General features: G+C 61.4%; 23 protein-coding genes. 8 read left to right on the forward strand and 15 right to left on the reverse strand.

The features are described from left to right. Positions 1-126: 126 nt before the first annotated feature. The gene (gene mshD, locus QP909_RS10285; protein ID WP_284767171.1) at positions 127-1,044 is read right to left on the reverse strand and encodes a mycothiol synthase; all 918 of its coding nucleotides are present in this window, start codon (positions 1,042-1,044) and stop codon (positions 127-129) included. Positions 1,045-1,077: 33 nt separating this feature from the next. Between mshD and QP909_RS10290 the strand changes: the two genes are divergently transcribed. After that, a complete protein-coding gene (locus QP909_RS10290; protein WP_284767172.1) occupies positions 1,078-1,905 on the forward strand; it encodes an LmeA family phospholipid-binding protein in 828 nt (275 codons plus the stop codon). On the opposite strand, the gene QP909_RS10295 is transcribed toward QP909_RS10290, so the two are convergent. Next, on the reverse strand, positions 1,889-2,926 hold the full coding sequence (locus QP909_RS10295; protein WP_284767173.1) for a diacylglycerol/lipid kinase family protein: 1,038 nt from the start codon (positions 2,924-2,926) through the stop codon (positions 1,889-1,891). The genes QP909_RS10290 and QP909_RS10295 overlap by 17 nt on opposite strands. A 53-nt stretch (positions 2,927-2,979) precedes the next feature. Here QP909_RS10295 and QP909_RS10300 point away from each other — a divergent pair, with 53 nt between their 5' ends. Next, positions 2,980-3,675 carry a heme-binding beta-barrel domain-containing protein gene (locus tag QP909_RS10300; RefSeq protein WP_284767174.1) on the forward strand — a complete coding sequence of 232 codons (696 nt, stop codon included), beginning with the start codon at positions 2,980-2,982 and terminating at the stop codon, positions 3,673-3,675. On the opposite strand, the gene QP909_RS10305 is transcribed toward QP909_RS10300, so the two are convergent. Then, positions 3,672-4,535: an aminodeoxychorismate lyase gene (locus QP909_RS10305; protein WP_284767175.1), complete on the reverse strand. Its 864-nt coding sequence runs from the start codon at positions 4,533-4,535 to the stop codon at positions 3,672-3,674. The two genes, QP909_RS10300 and QP909_RS10305, sit on opposite strands and share 4 nt — an antisense overlap. Positions 4,536-4,565: 30 nt before the next feature. Between QP909_RS10305 and ygfZ the strand changes: the two genes are divergently transcribed. Both ygfZ and QP909_RS10315 read left to right on the forward strand, forming a co-directional pair. Next, positions 4,566-5,630 (forward strand): CAF17-like 4Fe-4S cluster assembly/insertion protein YgfZ, encoded by a 1,065-nt coding sequence (gene ygfZ / locus QP909_RS10310; RefSeq protein ID WP_284767176.1) that lies wholly within the window; start codon positions 4,566-4,568, stop codon positions 5,628-5,630. Between the two features lie 140 nt (positions 5,631-5,770). Beyond that, positions 5,771-5,968 (forward strand): DUF3073 domain-containing protein, encoded by a 198-nt coding sequence (locus tag QP909_RS10315; protein WP_193387586.1) that lies wholly within the window; start codon positions 5,771-5,773, stop codon positions 5,966-5,968. A gap of 90 nt (positions 5,969-6,058) precedes the next feature. On the opposite strand, the gene purM is transcribed toward QP909_RS10315, so the two are convergent. Genes purM through QP909_RS10330 form a run of 3 tightly spaced genes read right to left on the reverse strand, consistent with a single transcriptional unit; the run spans position 6,059 to position 9,041 of the window. Further along, positions 6,059-7,111: a phosphoribosylformylglycinamidine cyclo-ligase gene (purM, locus tag QP909_RS10320; RefSeq protein WP_284767177.1), complete on the reverse strand. Its 1,053-nt coding sequence runs from the start codon at positions 7,109-7,111 to the stop codon at positions 6,059-6,061. Positions 7,112-7,129: 18 nt separating this feature from the next. Further along, positions 7,130-8,626, reverse strand: coding sequence for an amidophosphoribosyltransferase (gene purF / locus QP909_RS10325; protein ID WP_284767178.1), 1,497 nt, complete (start codon positions 8,624-8,626; stop codon positions 7,130-7,132). A 10-nt stretch (positions 8,627-8,636) separates the two neighbouring features. Further along, entirely contained in the window at positions 8,637-9,041 is a 405-nt protein-coding gene (locus tag QP909_RS10330; protein ID WP_284767179.1) for a sterol carrier family protein, read from the reverse strand. A gap of 33 nt (positions 9,042-9,074) precedes the next feature. On the opposite strand from QP909_RS10330, the gene QP909_RS10335 reads away from it, so the two are divergent. Next, complete coding sequence (locus QP909_RS10335; protein WP_284767180.1) at positions 9,075-10,085, forward strand: acyl-CoA thioesterase; 1,011 nt, start codon at positions 9,075-9,077, stop codon at positions 10,083-10,085. 136 nt (positions 10,086-10,221) lie between these two features. Beyond that, the gene (locus tag QP909_RS10340) at positions 10,222-11,385 is read left to right on the forward strand and encodes an asparaginase (protein WP_284767181.1); all 1,164 of its coding nucleotides are present in this window, start codon (positions 10,222-10,224) and stop codon (positions 11,383-11,385) included. Between the two features lie 56 nt (positions 11,386-11,441). Here QP909_RS10340 and QP909_RS10345 read toward each other — a convergent pair whose 3' ends face one another. Beyond that, entirely contained in the window at positions 11,442-12,533 is a 1,092-nt protein-coding gene (locus tag QP909_RS10345) for a LysR family transcriptional regulator (RefSeq protein WP_350309225.1), read from the reverse strand. Between QP909_RS10345 and QP909_RS10350 the strand changes: the two genes are divergently transcribed. Next, positions 12,532-13,518: an SLAC1 family transporter gene (locus QP909_RS10350; protein WP_284767182.1), complete on the forward strand. Its 987-nt coding sequence runs from the start codon at positions 12,532-12,534 to the stop codon at positions 13,516-13,518. The genes QP909_RS10345 and QP909_RS10350 overlap by 2 nt on opposite strands. Before the next feature lie 141 nt (positions 13,519-13,659). Here the strand turns inward: QP909_RS10350 and trhA are convergent, their stop codons facing one another. The 4 genes from trhA to purS all read right to left on the reverse strand — a co-directional run bounded on the left by trhA (position 13,660) and on the right by purS (position 17,832). Next, complete coding sequence (gene trhA / locus QP909_RS10355; protein WP_284767189.1) at positions 13,660-14,310, reverse strand: PAQR family membrane homeostasis protein TrhA; 651 nt, start codon at positions 14,308-14,310, stop codon at positions 13,660-13,662. Positions 14,311-14,582: 272 nt separating this feature from the next. After that, positions 14,583-16,892: a phosphoribosylformylglycinamidine synthase subunit PurL gene (purL, locus tag QP909_RS10360; RefSeq protein WP_284767183.1), complete on the reverse strand. Its 2,310-nt coding sequence runs from the start codon at positions 16,890-16,892 to the stop codon at positions 14,583-14,585. A gap of 13 nt (positions 16,893-16,905) precedes the next feature. After that, positions 16,906-17,589: a phosphoribosylformylglycinamidine synthase subunit PurQ gene (gene purQ / locus QP909_RS10365; protein ID WP_005325791.1), complete on the reverse strand. Its 684-nt coding sequence runs from the start codon at positions 17,587-17,589 to the stop codon at positions 16,906-16,908. Next, complete coding sequence (gene purS, locus QP909_RS10370) at positions 17,590-17,832, reverse strand: phosphoribosylformylglycinamidine synthase subunit PurS (protein ID WP_150850979.1); 243 nt, start codon at positions 17,830-17,832, stop codon at positions 17,590-17,592. A 232-nt stretch (positions 17,833-18,064) separates the two neighbouring features. Between purS and QP909_RS10375 the strand changes: the two genes are divergently transcribed. Further along, positions 18,065-20,827, forward strand: a complete 2,763-nt coding sequence (locus tag QP909_RS10375; RefSeq protein WP_284767184.1) for an ExeM/NucH family extracellular endonuclease — start codon at positions 18,065-18,067, stop codon at positions 20,825-20,827. A 187-nt stretch (positions 20,828-21,014) separates the two neighbouring features. On the opposite strand, the gene QP909_RS10380 is transcribed toward QP909_RS10375, so the two are convergent. The 4 genes from QP909_RS10380 to QP909_RS10395 all read right to left on the reverse strand — a co-directional run. Then, positions 21,015-21,698 carry a DUF2334 domain-containing protein gene (locus QP909_RS10380; protein WP_284767185.1) on the reverse strand — a complete coding sequence of 228 codons (684 nt, stop codon included), beginning with the start codon at positions 21,696-21,698 and terminating at the stop codon, positions 21,015-21,017. A 56-nt stretch (positions 21,699-21,754) separates the two neighbouring features. Next, positions 21,755-23,878 carry a S9 family peptidase gene (locus tag QP909_RS10385; protein ID WP_284767186.1) on the reverse strand — a complete coding sequence of 708 codons (2,124 nt, stop codon included), beginning with the start codon at positions 23,876-23,878 and terminating at the stop codon, positions 21,755-21,757. A 39-nt stretch (positions 23,879-23,917) separates the two neighbouring features. Next, positions 23,918-24,811, reverse strand: a complete 894-nt coding sequence (locus tag QP909_RS10390; protein WP_284767187.1) for a phosphoribosylaminoimidazolesuccinocarboxamide synthase — start codon at positions 24,809-24,811, stop codon at positions 23,918-23,920. A gap of 96 nt (positions 24,812-24,907) precedes the next feature. Next, on the reverse strand, positions 24,908-25,558 hold a 651-nt coding region (locus QP909_RS10395; RefSeq protein WP_284767188.1), incomplete at its 5' end, for an IS3 family transposase.

The following is a 25,558-nucleotide window of genomic DNA, read 5'->3' on the forward strand; positions in this document are numbered from 1 at the left end:
TTCTGAGGCGAGATGCAGGCGCACAGGTGCGGTTAACTCACAGGGTGTAAAGCTATCCGCAGGATCTGACCAAAAGGGTGCCAAGAGGTAAACACTGGGTGAACAAACACAGCTCAACCCATGACGTTAGTCACACACGCCCCATACGACGTGTTCTTCATCAACCTCAAAGCCTAGGCGCTCGTACGCCTTCAGTGCCGGATCATTATCCGCTTCTACATAAAGAATTACCCGCTGAGCCCCCTTTTCCACCATGCGGCGCAGGCCAATCTGTAGCAGCGGACCGCCCAACTTCTTACCGCGGTAGTCTTCAGCCAAGCCCACCACGTAGACCTCACCGAAGCCCGGAGTTTCCTCCGCATGCCACTTGGTCCAGTGGAAGCCGGCCAGTGCCGGCTCATCTGCCGTATCCCACAGGAAAAGCAGGTCTGCGGGGTCGAACCAGTCTGCCTCCATGCCGCGATGCAGGCGATCGAGATCCCAGCCACCTTGTTCGGGATGCCAGGAAAAGGCCTCGTTATTGACCTTGAGCCACTGCTCTTCCACAAAGTCCTTGCCCCACTTATTCACCGCCTCGGTGTAATTCAAGGCGGTCAATGGCAAGCCTTCGGGGCGGGCGGCCGCTGCGAGCTCTTCTCCCCCGATACCCATGACCACCAGCTTGCGGGTGACCTGTAGGTCGCGGGAGTGCGCGAGCGCCTGTGCCGCCGGCAGGTTCCCGTGGGCCCAGGCGTGGAGGTTGGGGGTCTTAGCGGCGGCGTCGTAAAGCGCGGCACCATAGCCCTGCCCGCGGAAGTCGGGAGCAATGAATAGCTCGGCGGTGGACCCTTCCAAACCGGCTACGCCGCACGGTTCCTCCCCTACCCAGGCCACCAGGTGGCGGTGCTTCAAACGGGAATCACTAAGACCGTTGAGGTATTGCTCCGACAGCGGCGCCATCCCATCCTGGCGTTCAGCCTGCTCAGCCAGCGCTTCTACGCGGCGAGCCAGCTCCGGGGCGTCCGGCAGGTTTTCTTCCGTAATCTTAAAGGCATTGCTAGTCATAGGGCCCAGAATACGTAGGGTAAGAATGAAAGGGTGAGTGTTCTAAAGATTGACCGGCGCATCGTGCACGTCCTCCTCGTGGTGTGTGTGCTCCTTGCGGCCTGGGTGGCGGATGCCTGCGTGGCTATGCACACGGAACACAAGGTGGCGCAAGCCGTGAAAGCCAATTCGCGGCTGGATAATACGCCGGATGTTTTCATCGGCGGCACCCCCTACGTGTGGGCGGCGGCCTCGAAGGAAATCCCTTATCTCGAGGTCAAGGCGCTGGATGTGGAGGTGCCCAAGCTGGGCATGGTCAATGCTTCGACCGTGCTGCGCGATATCACCGTCACCCCAGAGCAGGTAATGAATGGAGATATTGAGGGCGCGCCCGTTTCCACCTACTCGCGCGGCATTTCTTTGGATGGTGTGGCGCTGGGCCGCTTGTTGGGGATTACCGATCTCTCGATTGCTAACCCAGACGATATTTCCCCCTCCGGTGGCACCTCTGCAGAAGCAGAGCTAACGGGCACCCTGCCTGGCGACGCCCACAAGTCCACCGCCAAGGTCACCCTCCGCCTGGTTGGTCCGGAGTTTCGCATGCAGGTCTATGACACGGACGATGAGCGCCTGCAAAAGGCCTTTTCCCTCAACTTCGATACCCGGCAGCTGCCGCTTCCGGCCCAAGCGACCGCGGTAAAGATGCAGGGCGGCACCATTTCCTTCGAGGTACAGCGCCGCAATATTAAGGTGCAGCTGGCCCAGCTCTCCCCGCTAGAGATTGAAGGCTCGGAGCAAAAAGCCGTGGAAGAGGCGGAAAAGAAGGCCGCCGATACCAAGCACCGAGTCGGCCCCGCGCCGCAGACTAGCGCAGGCGAATAAAGTCCCGCAGCACTTCCTTCATCGTGCGCTGATGGACCTCTCTCCTATCCTGCGGGGCGAATACCTCGATGGCATCCTTCACGGAGGCCAAGGTAACCGCATCAAAGCGCCCCTCCGATTCTCCATCGGCTTGGAAGCGCTGCGGTTCGCGGCAGACTAGCTCAACCCGCATGGCGTCGTCGAAGGCCACCGTCTTTTCTTTGGTGAGCGTATTGAGCCATCCGCGCTTATCGGCACCGAAGAGGTGCAGCAGGCCGACGACGCCGCCGAGCCCGCTAAACTCCTCCAGCCCAAACAGAGCCAATCCCTCATCAAAGGAGTTGCGCGGATTTGTCACCACCGGCAGCGGGCCCAAGAATGTCCACGGGTTGGTATTTGAGGTAAACATCAGCGGCACATCATTCTTGTGCAGCCGCTCGCCATCACTGGACTCGGCTGTCACCGCAATATGCGGTGGGTTCTTCCGCGCGCGGCTCCAGGCCCGAATGGCGACGTTGAGGTAGCGCAGCGGGGTGGCGGCAAAACCTTGCTCGCGGGCACGATCCACTCGCGCCAACACGTCTGCGTCCAAACCGAAGCCAGCATTGACGGCAAACCACCGCTCGTTCCACGTTCCTAGGTAGATGGTGCGGCGCAGATCCCGGTCGAGCATGCGCGCCAGCACATGGGTAGCCTCCACCGGGGTATTGGGAAAGCCTAAGGCGCGCACAAAGACATTGGCGGAGCCGGTAGGAATTACGGCCAGCGCCGGAATGGAGTGAGGATCGGGGCGCTGCCCATCAGCCGGGCCGAGTAGCCCGTTGACCACCTCGTTGACGGTTCCGTCTCCGCCCACAGCAATGATGACGTCGTAGTCGTCCCTGGTCATTCCCTTGACCATCTCTTCTGCATGGCCAGGGTAATGCGTAAATTTCACTTTGAGGTGCAGGCCCTCTACCGCTTGTAGGCAGGGAACGATTTGGCGGAAGAGGGCGTTGGTTTGTGAGGTCGAGTTGGGATTCGAGATCATCAATGCATGCACGAGGCCCAAGTCTAGTAGTTAAAAAGGCGGGTGCACGACTAGGCTGGACGCCCATGAGCGAAAATAGTAATGAAACCACCCCTGAAAACATCGAAACCACCGCGGCTTCCCACCCGGAAAATGATCCTGGAAAACTCAATGGCAACGATGCCGTGAACCAGGCTGCCGAGCAGTGGAAGGACGCCGCTAGCCGCAATATCCCCGCTCTCGAGCTGGGCGATACCCCGGTACCGGACGATACCGCGAACCTGCGCCAGGGCCCGTCGCTGCACGACGGCCTGCTGGGACTACTCCCCCTTGTTGGAGTCTGGCAGGGCGAGGGCCAGGCCCACGATACGAAGGGTCAGGAGTACACCTTTGGCCAGCAGCTGGTCATCGCCCACGATGGCGAAAATTACCTGACCTTTAGCTCCCGTACCTGGAAGATCGATACCGAAGGCAAGCCGGAAGGCCCGTCTGTGCGCGAGACTGGCTTCTGGCGTATCTCGGAAAAGGATGAAATCGAGGTCACCTACACCTCTTCTACCGGCATCGTGGAAATCTTCTACGGCGAACCCTTCAATGACCGCGCATGGCAGCTGGAATCCGCCTCCACCATGGTCACGGAAACCGGTCCGAAGAACTTGGGCCCAGGCAAGCGCATGTACGGCCTCATGCCCAATAACAATCTGGGCTGGGTAGACGAGCGCATGGTGGATGGCGAGATGCGCCCCTACATGTCCGCGGAGCTCACCCGCATCGCCGGCTAAGCCCCAAGAGCTGCATCAATAAGGTCTCGGATGACGTCCACGTTGTCCGGGGCCTTTAATTTTTTGTCATTGAGCCTTGTAACGCGCGCGGCAACGCGCACCGAGGACACCAACCACACCGAGTCCGCTTTTTCCAGATACTCTACGCTCAGCGGCTTGGCCTTGCAGCGATAGCCTTTCTCTTTGGCGTGGGCGAAGAGCGCCGCTTGCGTGGTGCCGGGCAGGATGCCGCGGCCGGCGGCGGTGCGCAGTTTCTCGCCTTTGACGGCCACCACGGTAGAGGTGGCGCCTTCAAGAATTTCTCCGGTGTCCGGATCGGTGAGGATGAGATCCTCAAAGCCCTTCTCCCGCGCCATGCGCAGCATCGCCATGGTGGCCGCGTAATTGAGCGTCTTGGCGGGCAATTCCTCCGCCACGTGCCACAGGCGGGGGCTCGTCATGACGGCGACGCCGTGGGCGCGCTGCTCTAGCACCTTGTCCTCAATCGGCTGCACAACAACCCACGCGCTCGGCCGCCCCGTAGAGGCGCGCCCGCGGGTATAGGTCCACGTGCATTTAGCATCGCCTTGCTCGCCCCCGCAGAAGTCCGCGATGGCGAGCCGGGTGGCTTCTTCCCACTTGTCTATGGGCGGCTCCGGCAGGTTCATCGTGCGGGCTGAATCGCAGAAGCGCTGCGCGTGGCGCTGCAGGTTAGCGGCTTTGCCTCCGCGCACGAGCAGGGATTCAAAGATGCCATCGCCGCGGGTGACCGCGGCATCATCGGCGTAGACAAGAGGCAGCGCGGGCATGTGCCTGCGTACCGACCCTCCAAAGGGCTCCACAACGTAGATGACCGGCTCTTTTCGCGGCGAAAACTTCATACTTTTGATTATGCCCTACCATCGGTAGTTGTGAGTTATTCTTCGCCTCTTCTGCAGCGCGCCGGTGCCGCGGAGCACCAGGACGCGACCGTACTCGATGCCCAGGGCGTGGCCTGGCACTATGGCAATCCGCTGGGCGAGCAAAGGGCCGCCGATGGCGGCACCGTGGTCATTGACCGCTCCCAGCGCCGCGTCATTCGCGTGAGCGGCAAAGACGCCGCCGAGTTTCTGAATAATCTGCTTTCACAGAAGCTTGACGACGCCCCCGTGGGTTTCACCGCCGGCGCCCTCAACCTGGACATCCAAGGCCACATCCTCCACCACATGGATATCGTGCGGACCGACAATGCCTTTCTTATCGACGTCCCCGCGGCGCAATTCGACTCCCTCTTTAAGTTCCTCACCATGATGGTCTTTTGGTCCGAGGTCACCGTTGAGGAAGCCGATCTCGCCATCCTTACCCTCCTGGGTGAGGCCGATGTTTCACTGCCACCCATGGTGGAGTTTTCCCGTCAGGTCCAGTGGCCGGGAATCAAGCGCGTTGACCTGGGTATTCCGCGCGAATCCTTGGTCGAGGCAACGAAACACTTGGAGGAATCCGGTGCCCGGCTAGCGGGGCTCATGGCGTTTACCGCCGAACGCGTCCGCGCCCGCGAGCCGGAGCTGGCGGCGGATCTGGATAATAAGTCCATCCCCCACGAGGTGCCGCAGTGGATCAGCCGCAGCGCCGCCAATCCGGCCCACGTTCACCTCAATAAGGGCTGCTACCGCGGCCAGGAAACGGTGGCGCGCGTAGAAAATCTGGGCCGCTCCCCTCGCCTATTGGTGCAGCTGCACCTCGACGGCTCCGCGCCGCAACGTCCAAATGTGGGCGATGACATTACTTTCAATGGACGTAAGGTAGGCCGCATCGGCACGATTGTGGATGACTGCGATTTCGGCCCCATCGCCCTAGGCCTAGTGAAGCGCTCTGCGCTGGACGTCGGCGCCCTAGAAGTGGTCGATACCGCGGCGTCTATCGATCCTTCCTCCATCCCCGAGGATGAGGGCCCCAAGGCTGGGCGCGAGGCAGTAAACCGGCTGCGCGGGCGGTAAATCTCCCACTAGCTAGGGGGCGGTGCGGAATTTTTTCGTCACACAGGCTATTGTGTCTTACAGGAAGATACTCAATAGACAAGTCGATGGGGCGCCCAAGAATCCCTGGCGCGCCCTACTAACCCAAGGGGGTCATGCACATGGGACGCGGACGCGCAAAGGCAAAGCAGACCAAAGTTGCACGCCAGCTCAAGTACAACTCACCCGAGATGGATATCGAGTCCCTGCAACGGGAACTCGCCGCACAGCAAGAGGGTGACTCCCGCGATTATGAAGAGGATGACCCATACGCCGACTACGTCGACGAATGGGATGATGCCGACCGCGACGAACGCTAATCTTCCGCTCGCCGCCGGATAGCTCAAGGGCCCTAGGAAATCTCCTAGGGCCCTTCCTCATACCCTCCCCTGGCAGGGCGGCAGGCCCTGCTAGAAGTTTTGGTGCTCGCCGTGCATGACCACGCGCGGCTCCTCGCCGGAAGCGGAGCGGACGATGCCCAGCTCCCACGCATCGATGTGGCGTGCGGTAAGCATTGCCAGGGCACGGTCACGGTCTTCAGGATTGACTACGGCAATCATGCCGACACCCATGTTGAAGGTCTTCTCCATTTCTGCCATCTCGACCTTGCCCACCGAGGAGATGAGCTTGAAGATCTGGCCCGGGGTCCAGGTGGCGCGGTTAATATCGGCCGCTAGGCCTTCTGGAATGACGCGCTCGAGGTTGCCAGCCAGTCCACCACCGGTGACATGGCAGAAGGTGGATACGGAGCACTCGCTAGCCAAAGCCAGGCAGTCCTTGGCGTAAATGCGGGTGGGCTCCAGCAGCTCCTCGCCGAGGGGGCGGCCAAGCTCTTCCACGTGGCCGTCGAGTGGCATGCCAGCCTGCTCCAGCAGGACGTGGCGGGCCAGGGAGTAGCCATTGGAGTGTAGGCCGGAAGAGCCCATGGCGATGAGTACGTCGCCATCACGGACCTTGTCTGGGCCGAGTACCCCATCGGCCTCAACGACGCCGACCGCGGTGGCGGAGACATCGTATTCATTTTCTTCCATCATGCCGGGGTGCTCGGCGGTCTCGCCGCCCAGCAGCGCGGCGCCGGCCTGCACGCAGCCCTCGGCGATGCCCTTGACTACCTCGGCTACCTTTTCCGGCACGACCTTTCCCACGGCAATGTAGTCCTGCAGGAAGAGTGGCTCCGCGCCACACACAACGAGGTCGTCCACGCACATGGCGACGAGGTCGATGCCGATGGTGTCGTGCTTATCCATGGCCTGGGCCACGGCCAACTTGGTGCCGACGCCGTCGGAACCGGCGGCCAAGATGGGCTCCTTGTAATCGCCGAGCTTGAACAGGCCGGCAAAGCCGCCAAGACCGCCCAGAACCTCAGGGCGGGTGGCACGCTTAGCGTGCGGGGCGAAAAGTTCCACGGCACGGTCGCCCTCTTCGATGCTGACGCCGGCTGCTGCGTAAGTATTGTCACTCATGGTTTCAGGTGTCCTTTGTTATTCGGTGCCGAGCAGGGTGCGCACGGCGTCTGCATTGGAGTTTCCGGCGGGCAGGCCGAGTGGGTACTCGCCCGAGAAGCAGGCGGTACACAGCTCGGAACGGGGCTGCTCGGTGGCGGCCACCATCTCCTCGATAGAGACAAAGCCCAGGGAATCGGCGCCGATGGTGTCACAGATAGTGGCGCAGACGGTTTCCGGATCGTCGGAGGGGCTGGCGTTGGCGATCAGCTCGCCCGGGGAGGCGAAGTCGATGCCGTAGAAGCACGGCCACTTCACTGGCGGGGAGGCGATGCGCACGTGCACCTCGGCGGCGCCGGCCTCGCGCAGCATGCGGATGAGCGCGCGCTGGGTATTGCCGCGGACGATGGAATCATCCACCACGACGAGCTTCTTGCCGTTAATGACTTCACGCAGCGGGTTAAGCTTCAAGCGGATGCCCAGCTGGCGCAGGGTCTGGGTGGGCTGGATGAAGGTGCGGCCCACATAAGCGTTTTTGACCAAGCCGTGGGCGAAGGTGATGCCGGATTCGCGGGCATAGCCCACGGCGGCCGGGTTGCCGGATTCGGGAACCGGGATGACCAGGTCCGCGCCCTCGGCCGGGTATTCGCGGGCCAAGCGGCGGCCGATGTCCACGCGGGAGGCGTTGACGGAGCGGCCCTTGATATCGCTATCCGGGCGGGCCAAGTAGACGTACTCGAAGACACAGCCGTGGCGCTTGGCTGGCGCAAAGTTCACGGATCGGATGCCAGCCTCATCGATGGCGACGAGCTCGCCGGGTTCAATTTCGCGGATGAACTGAGCGCCGCAGATATCGAGCGCACAGGTCTCGGAGGCCACCACCCAGCCCTTGGCCAAGCGGCCGAGGACCAGCGGGCGCACGCCGTGCGGGTCGCGCGCGGCGTACATGGTGTGACCATCGGTAAAGGTCAGGCAAAATGCGCCCTTCACGCGCGGGAGCAAGTCACGGGCGGAGTCGAAGACGGAGGTGTCTTCATCTACGCCGTCGGCAAGCAGCATAGACAAGCACATGGAGTCAGATACGGACTCCTCGTGCGGCTTAATCAAGCCGCGCTGCACGGCCTCCTCGCGCAGCTCCAGGTAGTTGACCAGGTTGCCGTTGTGTCCAAGGGCGATGTCTGCCCCGGTGGAGGAGGTAGAAAACATCGGCTGGACATTGGACCATTCCTTGCCGCCGGCGGTGGAATAGCGCGTGTGGCCCACCGCCACGTTTCCTTGGAGGGCAGACAGGGTGGACTCATCAAAGATATTGGCCACGAGGCCCATGTCCTTGAAGACGACGATGCGGTCATCATCGCCCACCGCAATGCCGGCAGCCTCCTGGCCACGGTGCTGCAGGGCGAAGAGACCAAAGTAGGTCAGCTTGGAGACTTCCTCCCCGGGAGCCCAAACGCCATAGACGCCGCACTCTTCGCGGGGCTCCTGCTCATTCTGATCGTCAAGATTGGTGATACTAGGAGTATGTACTTCTACCACGGCGTTTATATTAGCCTGTCGCGCCGATGGAAACTAACGGAATAAGCGGCAACCACTGCGCAATTTCGCCTGCGCGGGAGCCGGAAGCATCGACGCGACCAGTGTTTACGGCCTCTTCCCAGTCCGCCAATCCGGTGGCAAGGCGCAGCCAGGTTTCCGGGTCGGTCTCCACCACATTGGGTGGGGTGCCGCGGGTATGGCGGGGTCCTTCAATGCACTGCACCGCAACAAATGGGGGTACGCGCAGCTCCACGGAATGGCCCGGCGCATCGGCTTCGAGGGTGCGGGCGGTGCGGCGGACGGCGTCGGCAAGCAGGGCCCTACCAGGCTTATCGTGCTCCGCCGGGGCGGCAATCCAGTCTTTGATGGCCATGACGGCCGCGCGGGTGGCTGCGGGATCGACGGGCTTTTTCATAGCTACATCATAGCTACTGTTATCTTGTTGTTTATGTCACCTACGCCTTCCGTTGCGGAAAATCAGAAATCGCCGGCGCTGACGCTGCGCTTTATGGCATCGCCAACCGACGTCACCATGGCCGGCGCCCCCGGCATCAGCGGCGGACGCGTCTTGGAATGGATTGATAAGGCCGCCTATGCCTGCGCCGTGCAATGGTCCGGCCAGTACTGCGTGACCGCATACGTTGGCCATATCCACTTCACCCGGCCGATCCCTTCCGGGCACATCGTGGAGGTGCGCTCGCGCATCGCCATGACCGGCCGTTCCTCCATGCACATCGTCAACGAGGTGCTTTCTGCCGACCCGCGCGAAGGCATTTTTACCCGTGCCTGCGATTGCCTGGTTATTTTCGTGGCTAAGGACCCAGCGACCGGTAAATCCACCCCAGTGCCTTCCTTCGTGCCGGAGACTGATGAGCAACGCCGCGTGGAAGAGGCTGCCAAGTCCCGCATTGAGCTGCGCAAGGCCATCGAGGAAGAGATGGAAAAGCAAACCTATGATGGGCCTTCCGACGCCCCGCGCATGGTCAACCGCTTCCTAGCCAAGCCCACCGACGTCAACTGGGGCGGCAAGGTCCACGGCGGCACCGCCATGCAGTGGATCGATGAAGCCGGTGCAGCTTGCACCATGGAGTGGTCCGCCGAGCGCACCGTGGCCGTCTACGCCGGTGGCATCCGCTTCTACAGGCCTATTTCCATCGGTGATCTCATCGAGGTCGACGCTCGCATGATGCGCACCGATACCCGCTCCATGCAGATGTCCATCCACGTCCGCTCTGGCAACCCTCGCGGCGGCCGCGATAACCTGCAGACCGCCATTCATGCCACCGTGGCCTATATCGCCCTGGACCACGATGGCCAGCCGCAAGTGGCCCGCCCCTTCCACCCGCATACCGAGGAAGACAAGCGCCTAGCCGAGCACGCCACTCTCCTGCGCGGGCTGCGCGCCAAATACTCGCCGAAGCCGCTAGTGGTGGCGCCGACGAATCAGCACATCGACTAGCCGCTCTCCCCTCGTTTCGGTGTTAGCAAGTCCATAGTGGCAGCGGGCTCCCCGCCTTTCTGCGTTAGATGGACGTATATGCGGCCGACGATTCCCGCCGCTCGCTTTCGCCTCCCACACACAGAAACGAGGGATTATGCACACCCCAACAATGCGTCGCTCGGCCCGTGCCGGCCTTGCCTTAGTAACTTCCGCATTCCTCTTGGCGTCCTGCCAAAATCCGGATAACCGCCCGGAAGAGGAGACTTCGGCCGCCGCACCCGTGTCTTCCGCGCCGCAGAGCGCCACCAGTTCCGCGCTAGCAACCTCAGAGGAAACCACCGAAACCGCCACAACGGAAAGCGAGGGTCCACGCGCCACCGCCGAGGGCCACGTGGTGGTCCTTTCTACCGGCGGCACTATCGCCAGCACGCACGATAAGACAGGTGCGGTGGTTCCCACCGTTACCGGCTCCAAGCTGGTGGAGCCCCTTTCCGGCACCTTTGACCAGGACAAGCTCACGTTAGAGGTCAAAGACATTGCCAAGCTGGATTCTTCCGCGATGACCTTGGACGATACCGATACCATCATCGAGGCCGTAAATAAGGAACTACAGCGCGATGATGTCGATGGCGTAGTGGTCACCCACGGCACCGATTCCATGGAAGAGACCGCCATCGCCGTCGATACCTTCCAGGACAGCGATAAGCCGGTAGCCCTTACCGGAGCGATGCGCCCCTTTGATGACCCGGATCCGGATGGTCCGGACAACCTAGCACTAGCGATCACAACCGTCACCGATGCCGCCAACCAGGGCCGCGGTACCTTCATCGCCTTCGCGGATCACGTCATCCCGGCCCGTGGTGCTTTCAAGTCCGACACCACCAAAGCCGATGGCTTTGCCAATAACAATGGCAAGAAGCAGCCTCAGCGCCCGAAGGCCCTGAAGTTTAAGCCGCTGGGCAATACCCGCGTCGATATCATCGCCGCCTACCCCGGCGCGCCGGCCGATCTTATCCAGCGCTCCTTGGACAGCGGCGCCGAAGGCATCGTGATTGAGGGAATGGGCGCCGGCAATATCGGCGACGAGCTAGCCCAAGCCGCTAAGGCCGCGGCCAAGAAGGTTCCGGTTGTGCTCACCACCCGCGTGGATCACGGCCCGGTGGAGGGAATTTACGGCGGGGCCGGTGGCGGTGCCACGCTTGCCGACGCCGGCGTTATCTCCTCTGGCACCTTACGCGCTCCCCAAGCCCGCATGCTGCTCGCCGCCGCGATTACGACCGGCACCGATGCTGAAGATCTCTTCGCCCACGCTGAATAAACACTCGCCTTGGAGTACCGGCTGGTGGAGACACAACATTAATGAACGAGTTTTCATCAGCCACGCTTAGTTTCGACCTCGTCCCCGTGCGCATAGTCCGCCAGGAAGCGAAGAAACCGGTGAGCCGGCTCTGGGAGTCGGTTCTGCGAGCTCCACACCACACGTAGGGGCCGGTCAAACTTGATCCCAGCTACCGGAACCTCTACATACTCGCCGGTAGACAACTGCGACTCCACTGCTCGCCTTGCTATAACCCCTGGAGCGCCTAAAGCGCCTATAGCAGCGCGTTGCGCCCCCAGAGATCCAAATTCTCCTGCAGGAGGAGCGAGTGACCCCAGAATGTCCTCTACTACCTCCCGCGTGCCGCTTCCCTGCTCACGCAGAACCAAAGGAGTAGTCTGCAGCTCCTCTTTAGATACCGCAGCCACCCCCTTCAATGGTTCGGATACTGTAGGAGCCCCAGATCCACTTCGGCTATCCGCGCGAGCCCAATAATGCCCTGCAGGGACGACAACAACGAGTTCGTCGTGTCCGGCTACGCGCTGGTGCAGTTCATGGGATACCCAGTTACCTTCCACAATGGCTAAATCCGCCAATCCCTGTACTACATGGCGCTGGGCCTCCCGGCTATTGAGCTGGCGCATACGCAGAAAAGTTTTCGGGTGAGCACGTTGAAACGCCGCAGCCCAGCGCGGGTAATCTACCTCGGCGACTGTATGCGAGACCACCAATTTAATTTCCTCGGTGACGTCTTCACCGATGGCTCTCTCAAGACCACGCGCGCAGTCGTTCAAGGCCTCCTCTAGCACCTCGAGTACCCGGACAACCTGGGAGCCGACTTCCGTAGTAAAACTACCCGCAGCTCCACGCCAAAAAATGCGTTGATTTAGATGCCTTTCAAAATTGGCAATGCGATTACTCACCGACTGTTGGGAGACATTCAGGTGTATGGCGGCCTGATTCATACCCCCATACCGTGCCACAGCAAGTACAGCGTCGACTGTCTGGGCATCGGGGACAAATCCGCGCCGAACTGGTAAAAAGTCATCACTACTACCGATTCGCGAGGGGTACATATTTTCATTGTAACCCCGACCAGAATGAACGCCCTCCCGCAATTCTGCCGTAAAGCATAGCCTCAAGCGCATGTTAAAAATTCAGAACGAGATAGACCTTCCCCCGCTCGGCCCAGGCTGGGCCGGGGCCGTTATGGGCCTCGGAATCTCTTCTACTCTTATCGACGTACACGTAACTCCCCTATTAGGCCCGGCCCCCTCGAAAGCCATGCTTGGGGCTGCAACTATTCTTGCTATATCGCTCGTATTTGGGTTTCTAAAGCACCACAATCCGGGATTTTACACCGCTGACATGCCCGCTTGGGGCATGGTATCTATGGGCATACTTTCTTTGGGTAGCGCCTACTCCCTCATATATGATGCCTGGTCGGTTCATACCTTGTGCTGGGCAATAGGAACGGTTCTCGGCGCGGTGACGTGCATCCGTTTTCTCATGTTTCTCATCTGCGATCACCCGTCAGCCCCCGCTTTCACCTGGGGACTACCGCTGGTCGCCCCCATGGTTGCGGCCACCTCCTCAGCTCAGTTGGCACCGCACGCCGGCGAGTGGGGATCGATAGTCCACAGCATCGGCGTAATCAGTTTTGCATTGGCATGGCTTACAGGAGTGCCTACATTCGCCTTCGTTTACCTGCGTACCATTCCGAAAGTTCCTACCAGCTTCGCTGCTACTGCTTGGATCCCGCTCGGGCTGGTAGGCCAATCTACCGCGGGAGCACAATTGCTTGCAGGTGAACAATGGCACTTCCGCGCAATGGTCTACGGTGTAGCGATGCTCGGACTTGGCATCCCGCTGGCCATTTACGCCATCAGCAAGCACTGGGGAGCGGCCCTAGGAAGCACCCCCATGTCTTATAACCCCACGTGGTGGGCTAGCACATTTCCCGTAGGTACCTGCTGTCTTGGCACTCATACTTTGTCCACCCAACCTGCAGCACTGACGTTGAGAATGGGCTGGATGGATACCATCAGCGCCGCGCTTCTAGTGCTACTTCTTGTCCACGTCATGTGGGCTACTATCGGCGCAGCCGTGATCGGCTGGGCAAAAGCACGTTGAGTTTTCGAGTCTCATGACTCCTAGGTGAATACCCACCGTAGCGGCGTCAGCATGTGTACCCCCTTACACTTAAAAAGGAGTTTACAGACAGTCCGGCAATTCCTGGGTGGAGGAGATAGACCTGCTAATGTCGCCCTACCCCTAGACGACGACCATCCACACCGCCACGAGGTGTACCACCGCAGCCGCGATGGTCGCGGTGTGGAAGTGCTCGTGGTAGCCGTAGTAACGCGCGTTGCGCCCTGGCCACTTAAAGCCATAGACCAGCGCGCCTAGCGAGTACACCACGCCGCCGGCAAAGAGCAGCCAGACCACAGCGGCCCCCGCCTGCGTCCACAGCGTGGGGAGAAGCGGCAGCACCAGCCAGCCCAGCGCTAGGTAGACCATCACGTCCAACCAGCGCGGGTGGTTAATCCACACCAAGTTGAGCACCGCACCCAAAATGGCCCCACCCCAGGCAACGCCTAGCATCCATGCCGCCTGTACCGGCGATAACACGATGAGGCACAGCGGCGTATATGTCGCGGCAATAAACACCGAGATGGTCGCGTGGTCCGCTCGCCGCCACCACTGCACGGCACGCGCACTAGCCCAGGGGTAGCGGTGGTAGAGCGCCGAGACGCCGAAAAGCCCGACCAGCCCCACTCCGTAAACAGTTACACCAAGCCCCTGCCACCACTGCAGCGTCATCCACGCATAGGTAATGAGCACGGTGGAGGCAATCACCGACAGCAATGCTGCAATCGCATGTCCCCAGCCACGGCTTAGCGGCCTTGGCCCTCGATCGGCCATCCAATAAGTGCGCTGGACAAGGCCCGGCCCCGGCGCGCTATTCGCATGAATCTGTGCCACGGCGGTACGTCCCTTCCACTGACCCGCAACGGATAACTTACGATACCGTAAGTGTACGGGCATAGGCAGAGGCCTTCAAGGACCTCGTTACGTAACGCTCGACGAACGCTGCGGTTGCAGCGGTGGATTAATGGAACAAAACAAGAAAAACCCAGCCGAAGCTGGGCTTTTCGCGTATCCGCGCCTTCGAGCGACGAGGAATGGAGAGCGGTTTACTCCACCACGGAGTTAGCGCCCACAGCGTGGTCGAAGAGGTCCGGCAGGGTGGCGGACCAGGCGGAGACCAGCTGGGAGATGGCGACGGACTCGCCGCCGAGGGTAAGGGCGCCGGTTTCGGTGGTCTCGCCAACGATGGCGGCAGGAATGCCGAGCTCGCCGGCGCGGGCAAGCACTTGATCGGCGCGGTCAGCGGTGGTGGCCACGAGCACGCGGGAGGCGGACTCGGAAAAGGCGGCGACGAACTCGTCTTCGTGGACCGCGGTGAGGTCCAGGTTGAGGCCCAGGCCGGCGCCGTCGGCAGTAGCACCGGCGCGCTTTGCCATCTCAAAAGCGGTGACGGCAAGGCCGCCCTCGGAGATATCGTGTGCCGCGGTGAGCAGCTCATTGCCGTGGAAGAACTCGGCCAGGCGCTTCTCGTTGGCCATGTCTACCTGCGGCGGAAGACCATTGAGGGAGGAAGCATCGGAGGTATCGGCGCTGACCTGCTGCCAGATGGAGCCGCCAAACTCGTCCTTGGTTTCACCCAGGGCGATGAGCACTTCCTTCTCGCCCACGGTGCCCAGCTCGTTGCCGATGGCCTTGTGTACGTCATCGATAACACCCAGCACGCCCACCACTGGGGTGGGCAGGATCGGCTCTTCGCCGGTCTGGTTGTAGAAGGAGACGTTGCCGCCGGAGACGGGGATGGAAAGCTCCACGGCGGCGTCGGCAAGCCCATGCACAGACTCGCGGAACTGCCACATAACGTCGGGGTTCTCCGGGGAGCCGTAGTTCAGGCAGTTGGTGATCGCGACGGGCTTGGCGCCGGTGACGGCGACGTTGCGGTAGGCCTCAGCCAGCGCGAGGCGGGCGCCCATATTCGGATCCAGCTTGGTGTAGCGGCCGGATGCATCGGCAGAAACGGCCACGCCGCGGCCGGTCTCCTCATCGATGCGCAGGACGCCGGCGTCCGCATGGTGGGACTGGACGGTATTGCCGCGCACGTAGCGGTCATACTGGTTCATGATGAAATCGCGCGAGCACAGCGCCGGGGAGGACACGAGCTTCTGCAGGGCCTCAACCAGGCCACGCTTGTCGGTGCCCTGGTACTTCTGCAGCTCGTCCTGCCACTCCGGGCGGGCATACGGGCGGTCATACTCCGGAGCCTCGTCTGCAATGGTGCCGGCTGGGGCATCCACGACGACCTCGCCCTGGTGGCGGATGACCAGGTGGTTACCCTCAGTGACCTCGCCGATCTCGGCACAGGTGACGTCCCAGTGCTCGCAGATTTCGCGGAACTTCGCCACGTTCTCCGGAGCCACAACGGCGCACATGCGCTCCTGGGACTCGGAGGCGAGGATCTCGGCCGCGGTCATATTCTGCGCGCGCAGCGGCACGTTATCGAGGTTGACCTCCATGCCGCCATCACCGGAGGCCGCCAGCTCGGAGGTGGCGCAGGCCAGGCCCGCGCCGCCCAAGTCCTGGATGCCTACGACCACACCGGCGTGGTAGAGGTCCAGGCAGCACTCGATGAGGACCTTCTCCGCGAAGGGGTCGCCCACCTGCACGGCCGGCAGCTTGCGCTCGGCGCCGTCCTCGAAGGTATCGGAGGCCAGCACGGACACGCCGCCGATGCCATCCAGACCGGTGCGGGAACCGAAGAGCATGACCTTGTTGCCCTTGCCAGAGGCAAAGGCGAGCTTCAGGTCATCGACCTTGAGGGTGCCCACGCACAGGGCGTTGACCAGCGGGTTACCGGCATAGGTCTCATCAAAGACGGTCTCGCCGCCAATATTGGGCAGGCCCAGGGAGTTGCCGTAGCCACCAATACCGGAAACAACGCCGGGAAGGACGCGCTTGGTATCGGGGGCGTCGGCAGGCCCAAAGCGCAGCTGATCCATCACGGCAATCGGGCGAGCGCCCATAGCCATGATGTCGCGGACGATGCCGCCCACGCCGGTAGCCGCACCCTGGTAAGGCTCCACGTAGGAGGGGTGGTTGTGGGACTCCACGCGGAAGGTCACCGCGTTGCCGTCTCCAATATCCACCACGCCGGCGTTCTCACCAATGCCGGCGAGGATCTTCTCCCCCATCTCCTCGGTCATGGTCTCACCAAAGTAACGCAGGTGCGTCTTGGAAGACTTATAGGAGCAGTGCTCCGACCACATGACGGAGTACATGGTCAGCTCCGCATCGGTGGGGCGGCGGCCCAGGATGTCATGGATGCGCTGGTACTCGTCATCCTTCAGGCCGAGTTCCGCGTAGGGCTGCTGCTCGTCCGGGGTGGACTGCGCCTTTTCTACGGTGTCATTATGAACGGTCATGAAAATGGCCTCCTTAAACCGCCGGCGCCTGGGCGACGGCCTTGATGGCGGATACGAAAAGTCCCAGTCCATCGGTGGATGGGCCGGTTAGCGTGTCAATGGCGTGCTCGGGGTGCGGCATGAGGCCCACGATGCGGCCGGACTCATCGCTCACACCGGCAATGCCGTTGACGGAACCGTTGTAATTATCGGTATAGCGGAAGACCACGCGGCCCTCACCCTCGATGCGGGCGATATCATCATCGCCGGCCTGGAAGCGACCCTCGCCGTGCTTGGCCGGCACCAAGATCTTCTGCCCCTGCTCAAACTCGCTAGTCCACGCGGTGGTGGAATTGGCCACCTCGAGGTAGGTATCGGTGCAGTGGAAGTGCAGGCCCTTATTGCGGGTCAGCGCGCCTGGCAGCAGGCCCGCCTCGGTAAGGATCTGGAAGCCATTGCAGATGCCGAGCACCGGCATGCCTTGCTTGGCACGATCAATGACGGACTGCATCACCGGCGCGAGAGCGGAAATGGCGCCCGAGCGCAGGTAGTCACCATAAGAAAAACCGCCCGGCACTACTACCGCATCCACGCCGTGCAGATCGGTATCTGCGTGCCAGAGGCTTTTGACCTCTGCGCCGGCGGTGCGGGCAGCGCGAGCGGCGTCCACATCATCCAGGGTTCCGGGGAAAGTGATTACTCCGATTGTGGCGGTCACTTACTTGACCTCCAGCCCAACAACCTCGTAGTCCTCGATGACGGTATTGGCCAGCAGCGTGGCGGCTACCTTCTCCAAGTCCTCTGCGGTGACGGAGTCATCGACCTCGAGCTCGAAGCGCTTTCCCTGGCGCACATCGCTGACACCGGATACCCCGATGCGACCCAGCGCGCGGACGACGGCTTGGCCCTGCGGATCCAGAATTTCCGCCTTGGGCATGACATTGACAACTACACGAGCCATGAAATATTTGCCTTACTGTATGGGGCTTTGGTCTGCGCGGCTTAGTTTAGTTGGCACCCCCGCCTTTTACCTAGACTCACCCCCGCAGTGTGGGTTTCACCCCGGTTGAGCAAACTCTACGTGAACCCCAAACGACGCTCTGGCAAACTTCGGCGTGCGCTCCAGCCTGGCCCGGCGCGGTGCTCTACTAATAGACGACGCACACTGTCGCTCTCTTTTTAAGGTTGAATCTATGTCTTCTCGCCGCCTCGGCGCGCTGGCACTTGCCACCGCCTTGTCCTCTGCCGCCCTTGCCGTTCCTACCGCCACGGCCGCCACCGATGGCTCCGCCACAGTCATCTCCGAGGTCTACGGGGGCGGCGGCAATAAGGGCGCTGCCTTCACCCATGACTTCATCGAGCTCTATAACCCCACCGATGCCCCGATTGACCTGACCGGCTACACCGTGGAGTACTTCTCCGCCTCCGGCAATACCGGCGGCAAGGTGGAGCTTTCCGGCACCATCGCCCCGCACGGCTACTTCCTAGTGCAGGGCGCGGCTGGCAATGGCGCGGGCGAGGCCCTGCCTGCCCCAGATGCCGAGGGCAACCTCAACATGTCCGGCTCCAAGGGCTCCGTGCAGCTTGCCGACGCCACCGGTACCCCCATCGACGCCATCGGCTACGGCGCCGCTTCCCTCAAGGAAGGCACCGCCGCCGCGGGCCTGTCCAATGCCAAGTCCGCCTCCCGTAACGCCGAGGGCACCGATAGCGATGACAACGCCGCCGACTTCACCATCGGCGAACCCACCCCAACCAACTCCGGTAACGAGGCCCCCGCCCCGCAGCCTGAGAATCCGACCGAGCCCGAGCAGCCTGCTCCCGAGGGCATCACCGCCATCGCGGATATCCAGGGCACCGGCGCCGAATCCCCGCTCAAGGACCAGACCGTGGCCACCGAGGGCGTCGTCACCGGTGTGTGGTCCGAAGGCGGACTCAATGGCTTCACCATCCAGACCGGAGGTACTGGCGCCGAGGCCACCGACGCCTCCCAGGCCATCTTTGTCTACATGGGTAACAAACCAGCCGATCAGTACCCTGCCCTGGAGGATTCCGTCGAGGTAACCGGCAAGGTCTCCGAATTCTATGGCTCCACCCAGCTCACCGCCTCCGCGGTCACGCAGCTCGATACCCCGCTGGAGAAGGTCACCCCGCTCAAGGTAGACCAACTTCCCGATGGCACCGAAGCCCGCGAGCCCTTCGAGCACATGCTCATCCAGCCAGCCGAGCACACCGTGACCAATAACTACTCGCTCAACCAGTACGGCGAGGTCGGCCTCGCCCCGGGCAAGGAAGCCCTGCGCCAGCCTTCCGATATCTTCTCCCCCTCCACAGATCCCAACTCCGATATCCAGAAGCTGACCAAGGACAACGCCGATAAGCTGGTCACCCTGGACGATGGCCGCACCCGCGACTATCTCAAGACCGACCAGAATACCCCGCTGCCGTACATCGCCCAGGATGATGCCCAGACCATCAAGTCCCTGCGCACCACCGATACCGTGACCTTCCAGCACCCGGTCATCGTGGGCTTCTCCCACGACCAGTGGCGCTTCCAGCCCACCACCCCGGTCACCGGCAACACCAAGGGCGCAGACCTGCCCATCTCTTGGGAAAACTCCCGCGAGGCCGAGCTGCACGCCATCGATGACGTCAAGGGCGAATACACCATCGGCGCCTTCAATGTGCTGAACTACTTCACCTCCCTGGGCGAGGAATTCGGCGGCAGCGCCTACACCGATCGCGAGGGCAATAAGGTCACCGTCAACCGCGGTAAGACCCGCGGCGCCTATACCCAATCCGCACTCGAGGACCAAGAACGCAAGATCGTCGCCGCCATCAACGGCCTCGATGCCGACGTCATCGGCCTTTCCGAAATCGAAGATGGCTACGCCGTCACCGGTGACTTCGCCCAGCGCGATAAGGCCCTCAAGCACCTGACGGAAAAGCTCAACGAGGCCGCCGGTTCCGAGAAGTGGGCCTTCGTCCCCTCTCCTTCCGAGGACGCCGTACCGGACTCCCCGGATGTCATCCGCACCGCGTTTATCTACCACAAGGATGTGGTCAAGCCCGTCGGCGAATCCCGCATCTTCCAGGATGATCGCTTCACCGGCACCGCCCGCGAGCCACTCGCCCAGGAGTTCCAGCCGTTAAAGGAGGGCGAGGAATCCTTCGTTGCCGTGGCCAACCACTTCAAGTCCAAGGGCTCCGTAGCCAAGGGCGACGCCGACTCCGGCGACGGCCAGGGCAATAACCCGAACGTCCGCAACGCACAGGCCCAGGCCGTCCTCGATGCGCTGCACAAGCAGGAAGACTGGAAGGACAAGCCGCTATTCGCCCTGGGTGATTTCAATACCTACACCCACGAGACCGCGCTCGATGCCTTCCGTAACGACGGCTTCACCGTCCCCGCCGAAAAGTACGAGGCTGACCCTTCCTACCAGTTCTCCGGCCTGCTTGGCACCCTCGACCACGTGCTGGCCAATAAGGTTGCCACCGGCACGCTTGACGACGCCCAAGTGTGGAACATCAACGCCGACGAACCCGTCGCCTTCGAATACTCCCGCCGCAACTACAACATCGTGGACTTCTACGATGACTCCCCATTCCGCGCCTCCGACCACGACCCGGTCAAGGTCGGCTTTACCCTCGGCGCGGACGACTCCGCCAGCCAGCCAGACGATCCTGCAGACGAGCCTTCCGATGAGCCAGGTAAGCCTGAGGACAATCCCTCCGAGAACCCGTCTGAAAAGGCGGATAAGCCTGCCTCTGGCTCTAGCTCCAGCACTAGCTCCGTCGGCGCAGGCATCGCCGCCGCCATCGCGGCCATCGCCGGCCTTGTCGCCATCCCTGGTTTCCTCGCCGTGACCGGCAACCTCCAGAAGGCCATCCCGGCCCCCATCTGGGTCATGCTGCCAAAGGAAGTAAAGAACTTCATCACTAGCCTGCAGCGCTAATTACCCATTAGCCCTAGCCCCGCATGCTTCGGAGGAAGACTCCCTAGCGGCGGGGCCCTTTTGTCATTTCACGACTTTCGTCCATATAAACCACCGCAACCGTCGACGGAAATGGGCGTTTATATGGACGAAAATCGCGAAGCTGTGCTTGTTGCTCCGCGGAGCCTCTGACGAGGGAATGCGCGGGCTATTTTGAAAGGTAAGCGCCGTAGTCGGCAGGGGTCGCGCCGGCGTTGATGGCCCGATCGGCGGCTTTGACAAAAGCATTGATTACCTTGCGGTCATCCAGGTTGCGTCCGGAAACCGAAAGGCGGACCGTATTGCCACGTTGGGCGGAGCGCTCAGCAGCGCGAATAATGTTCTTTCGCCACCACTTGGCGGAACCAAAGCCTTCACCAAAAGAAAGGTTGCGGGCCTGGTGGAACTTACCAGAATTTATCTGGAGAATACCGCGGGTAGAGGCGGCTACCTCAAACTTGAACTGCGGCAAGACCTGCAAGGTACCGGGCGACATGCGCCAGCGTGGGGGCGCGAAGATGGTGGGCTCGAAGCCGATCTTGGCCATCTGGCGGGTAGCTCCGGCGAGGCGCAGCTTCGCCTCGTGCGAATCGAGGTTGGCGAATTCTGCGCGGCGGCCCTGCACCGATCGATCAAAACCGTTCAGGATAAGAACGCGGCCGGCATCGGCTTGGTCTTGGAGCCACTTCTTGGTGTCTTTGTCTTTGGCGAGGTGCCAGTTGCCGTCAATATGCGGGGCAATCAGCAGGGAAACAGGAATCTCCTCCCGATCAAGGATCGAGAGGAGCCGGCTAGCCTGCTTCCGTGTGTCATCAAAGATGCTGGAGATAGATACCAGAAGGTGGCCATTCATAAGGAAAATTATCGCACAGGAATTCAGGATTCGCGCGTTGGCCCCCTATCCAGGTTTTACTTCTCCAAGCCGGTGGCCTTGTTGATGGTCCACGCATACTCGAAGGCGTTCTGGCGCCACTTTTCATAGCGGCCAGACACGCCGCCATGGCCTGCTGCCATTTCGGTCTTGAGCAAGAACTCGCCACCGGTGGCCGTCGTTCGCAGCTGGGCGATCCACTTGGCCGGCTCAACGTAGAGTACGCGAGTGTCATTGAGCGAGGTGATAGCCAGAATGTCCGGGTAGTCCTTGGCCTCGATGTTTTCGTACGGTGAGTAGGACTTCATGTAGTCATAAACCTCAGGATCGTGGTACGGGTCGCCCCACTCTTCCCATTCAGGGACCGTGAGTGGAAGCTCCGGCATGAGGATAGAGGTCAGCGGGTCCACGAACGGTACGACGGCCTGGATGGCGGTGAAGCGATCCGGCGCCATATTGGCAACCGCGCCCATGAGCATGCCACCGGCCGAGCCGCCCTCGGCCACCATCTGATCCGCGGTGGTCACGCCGCGGGCGATGAGGTCATCGGCGACAGCGATGAAATCGGTGAAAGTGTTCTTCTTCTTGAGCATCTTTCCGTCGTCGTACCAGGTGCGGCCCATCTCGCCGCCACCGCGGACATGGGCCACGGCGAAGATCATGCCGCGATCCATAAGAGACAGGCGGGTAACGGAGAAGGCCGGATCCACGCTGACCTCATAAGAACCGTAACCATAGAGCAGGGTCGGATTCGGCTGGGTGCGGTCGAGGTCGGCGCGGTGAACAATGGATACGGGGATGTCGGTGCCGTCGGCAGCCGTGGTCCACATGCGGTAGGCCACGTAGTCATCCGGGTTATAACCGCCGGGAACCTCCTGCTCCTTGAGCAGGGTAAATTCGCCGGTATCCACGCGGTAATCAAAGAGCTGGGAGGGCTGGGTGAAAGACACGTAGCTCACGCGCAGCACCGGTGCGTCCCACTCGGGGTTGCCGGATACGGACACGGTGAAGAGTTCTTCGTCGAAGTTGAGCTCCTCGAATTTGCTGAAGCCGTCATTCACGCGCATGATGGCGGCACGGCCGATGCCGCCGCGGCGGTAGCCCACCACAATCTGATCGCGGTAGGTGTCCACGCCCTCGATGCGGGTGGTTTCCTCGTGCGGCAAGAGCGCCGGCAGGTCACGTAGGGTGGGCAGCCCATCTTTGGCCTTGGTATAGCCGACCTCGAAATTGGGGCCGGTGGCGTTGTGGGTGACGATCCAGTAGTCCTCGCCCTTAACGACGGCGTGATCGACGTCGTAGTCCACACCAGATTCGCGCTCCCACAGCAGGCGGAATTCACCCTCGGGGTTGTCTTCTTCGAGGACCCACACCTCAGAGGTCACCTTGGAGCTCACACCAAGGAAGAGGTACTTATCGGAGCGAGCGCTGCCGATGCCGACGTTGAAGTGCTCGTCGTCTTCCTTGAATACCCGCACGTCTTCGGACTGCGCGGTGCCAACCTTATGTCGCCAGATGGCGTCAGGGCGCCATGCCTCGTCGACGGTCGTGTAAAAGATATAGCCGTCGCCGGCCCAGGTGGCGCCGTAGAAGATGCCCTTGAGGTGGTCGTCGAGAAGCGCGCCGCTTTCCAAGTCCTTGATGTAGAGCTCGAAGCGCTCGTCGCCGGCGAAGTCCACGGAATAGGCCAGGTAGCGGCCGGAATCAGAGATGGAGGCGGCGCCGAGGGCAAAGAAGTCCTTGCCTTCCGCCAGCGCGTTGGCGTCAAGGATAATCTCCTCGCCTTCCGGGGTGCCTTCCTCTGGGATAACCGGGGCAGTCCATGGATCGGCCCCCTCCTCTACCGGGAGGCGGCAGGAGTAGCCGTAGCTCTTGCCCTCCTCGGTGCGGCCGTAGTACCAGTAATCGCCGCGACGAGAAGGCACGGACATATCGGTTTGCTTGATGCGGGACTTAATCTCCTGGAAGATATTCTCCGTCATCTCATCCAAGTGCGCGGTCTTCGCCTTGGTGTAATCATTTTCTGCGTTGAGGTAATCCAGGGTTTCCTGGGATTCCTTATCGCGCAGCCACTCGTAGTTATCCACGAACTCGCGTCCGTGGAAGGAACGGGTCACGGGGTGGACGGCAGCCACCGGGGCGGAAAGATTCTCATTGCTCATGCCGCCCCACTGTACGCGTGGCGCCCCGTAGAGCGAGAGCTAGGCCTCGAGCGAGAGGAAGTCCGCGAAGCGCTCGCCGGAAAGCCGCTCATAGGCCTCGATATAGCGCAGGCGGGTGGCGGAAACGACGTCGTCGGGAAGCTGGGGCGGGGTGCCGTCGGCGGCTTGATCCCACCCGGAGGCGTCGGAAGTCAGCCAATTGCGCACGTATTGCTTGTCGAAGGACGGCTGTACCTCGCCCTCCACGTAAGAATCGGCCGGCCAGTAGCGGGAGGAATCTGGGGTAAGGACCTCATCGGCCAGCACGAGGGTGCCGTCCTTGTCCAGGCCGAACTCGAACTTGGTATCGGCGAGGATGATGCCCTTCTCCTCCGCGAGCGCGGCGGCCTCGGAGTAGATGCGGAGGGTGGCCGCGCGCAGCTCCTCGGCGCGCTCGGCGCCCAGCTTGTCCACCACGAAGTCGAAGGAGACGTTCTCATCGTGCTCACCTTGTTCCGCCTTGGTGGCCGGGGTGAAGAGGGGCTCGGGCAGGCGGGAAGCCTCAACCAGACCCTCCGGCAGCTCGATACCGCACACGGTGCCGTTGGCCTTGTACTCCTTCAGGCCGGAACCGGTGAGGAAGCCGCGCGCCACGCACTCGAAGGGCAGCATATCCAGCTTTTTGACCACCATCGCGCGACCGAGGCACTCGGCGGGGATGCGCTCATCATCGAGCGGGCCGGCCAAGTGGTTGGGGAAATCGATAGAGTCGAAGAAGAACTTCGAGGTCGCGGTCAGCACGCGGCCCTTGTCCGGGATGGCCGGCTCTAGGGCGTGGTCGTAGGCGGAGATGCGGTCCGAGACCACCATCAACAGGGTGTTCTCGTCTACATCGTAGATATCGCGGACCTTGCCGGAGGCAAGATGGGTATAAGAAGAAAGCTCAGGACGCATGACCTTCATTCTAGCGCCCTGGGGTAGCGAGCACGTTTCGATCAAATAAGCCCCGAGATCCGTGAACTGGCCCCCGAAAGTTGGACTGGTTTAATTCTAGGCGGTTAGGGCTTCAAGGGTCTGATTTCGATATTGCATCGGGGTCAGGCCCTTGAGTCGTTGTTGGATGCGTTCGGTGTTGTACCACTGGATGTACTCGTCGATGGCCTGGTTGAACTCTGCGACGGTGTCAAAGACTTCTCCGTGGTACATCTCGGTTTTTAAGTGCCCGAAGAAATTCTCCATGACCGCGTTGTCGTAACAGTTGGCTTTACGCGACATTGACTGAACACCACCGTTGTCATGAATCAGGTTGCGCCAGGACGAATGCTGGTATTGGAAACCTTGATCGGTATGCATCATCCACCCAGGCTCAGGCGCACACGTTTTAATCGTCTTAGTTAAAGAATCGGCGGTAAACGCTGTCGACGGCGATGTAGCCACGGTGTGGGCAACGATTGAACGGTCGAACAGATCCATCACCGGTGACAGGTAGACCTTGCGGCCTGCGACCCTGAACTCGGTGACGTCGCTAACAAAGACGGTATTTGGCTTATCTGGAGTGAACTTGCGGTCAAGTGTGTTGTCGGCAATGTGGCTGATCGTCCCGTTATAAGAAACATATGGCCTGCGCTGGCGGACCTTGGCTCGAAGCCCCATCTCGCGCATGAGTTTGTAGACGAGCTTGTGATTGACCACCCACCCCTG

The organism is Corynebacterium sp. MSK195 (genome assembly GCF_030228885.1).
Classification (GTDB): domain Bacteria; phylum Actinomycetota; class Actinomycetes; order Mycobacteriales; family Mycobacteriaceae; genus Corynebacterium.

Excerpts from the sequence above, each read along its gene's own strand:
- QP909_RS10390 (WP_284767187.1), bottom strand. The coding sequence starts at position 24,811 with ATGCGTCCTGAGCTTTCTTCTTATACCCATCTTGCCTCCGGCAAGGTC.
- QP909_RS10315 (WP_193387586.1), top strand. The coding sequence starts at position 5,771 with ATGGGACGCGGACGCGCAAAGGCAAAGCAGACCAAAGTTGCACGCCAG.
- QP909_RS10375 (WP_284767184.1), top strand. The coding sequence starts at position 18,065 with ATGTCTTCTCGCCGCCTCGGCGCGCTGGCACTTGCCACCGCCTTGTCC.
- QP909_RS10330 (WP_284767179.1), bottom strand. The coding sequence starts at position 9,041 with ATGAAAAAGCCCGTCGATCCCGCAGCCACCCGCGCGGCCGTCATGGCC.
- QP909_RS10350 (WP_284767182.1), top strand. The coding sequence starts at position 12,532 with ATGTTAAAAATTCAGAACGAGATAGACCTTCCCCCGCTCGGCCCAGGC.
- purM (WP_284767177.1), bottom strand. The coding sequence starts at position 7,111 with ATGAGTGACAATACTTACGCAGCAGCCGGCGTCAGCATCGAAGAGGGC.
- QP909_RS10305 (WP_284767175.1), bottom strand. The coding sequence starts at position 4,535 with ATGAAGTTTTCGCCGCGAAAAGAGCCGGTCATCTACGTTGTGGAGCCC.
- purL (WP_284767183.1), bottom strand. The coding sequence starts at position 16,892 with ATGACCGTTCATAATGACACCGTAGAAAAGGCGCAGTCCACCCCGGAC.
- QP909_RS10380 (WP_284767185.1), bottom strand. The coding sequence starts at position 21,698 with ATGAATGGCCACCTTCTGGTATCTATCTCCAGCATCTTTGATGACACA.
- QP909_RS10335 (WP_284767180.1), top strand. The coding sequence starts at position 9,075 with ATGTCACCTACGCCTTCCGTTGCGGAAAATCAGAAATCGCCGGCGCTG.
- trhA (WP_284767189.1), bottom strand. The coding sequence starts at position 14,310 with ATGGCCGATCGAGGGCCAAGGCCGCTAAGCCGTGGCTGGGGACATGCG.
- QP909_RS10345 (WP_350309225.1), bottom strand. The coding sequence starts at position 12,533 with ATGCGCTTGAGGCTATGCTTTACGGCAGAATTGCGGGAGGGCGTTCAT.
- purS (WP_150850979.1), bottom strand. The coding sequence starts at position 17,832 with ATGGCTCGTGTAGTTGTCAATGTCATGCCCAAGGCGGAAATTCTGGAT.
- QP909_RS10300 (WP_284767174.1), top strand. The coding sequence starts at position 2,980 with ATGAGCGAAAATAGTAATGAAACCACCCCTGAAAACATCGAAACCACC.
- QP909_RS10385 (WP_284767186.1), bottom strand. The coding sequence starts at position 23,878 with ATGAGCAATGAGAATCTTTCCGCCCCGGTGGCTGCCGTCCACCCCGTG.
- mshD (WP_284767171.1), bottom strand. The coding sequence starts at position 1,044 with ATGACTAGCAATGCCTTTAAGATTACGGAAGAAAACCTGCCGGACGCC.
- QP909_RS10340 (WP_284767181.1), top strand. The coding sequence starts at position 10,222 with ATGCACACCCCAACAATGCGTCGCTCGGCCCGTGCCGGCCTTGCCTTA.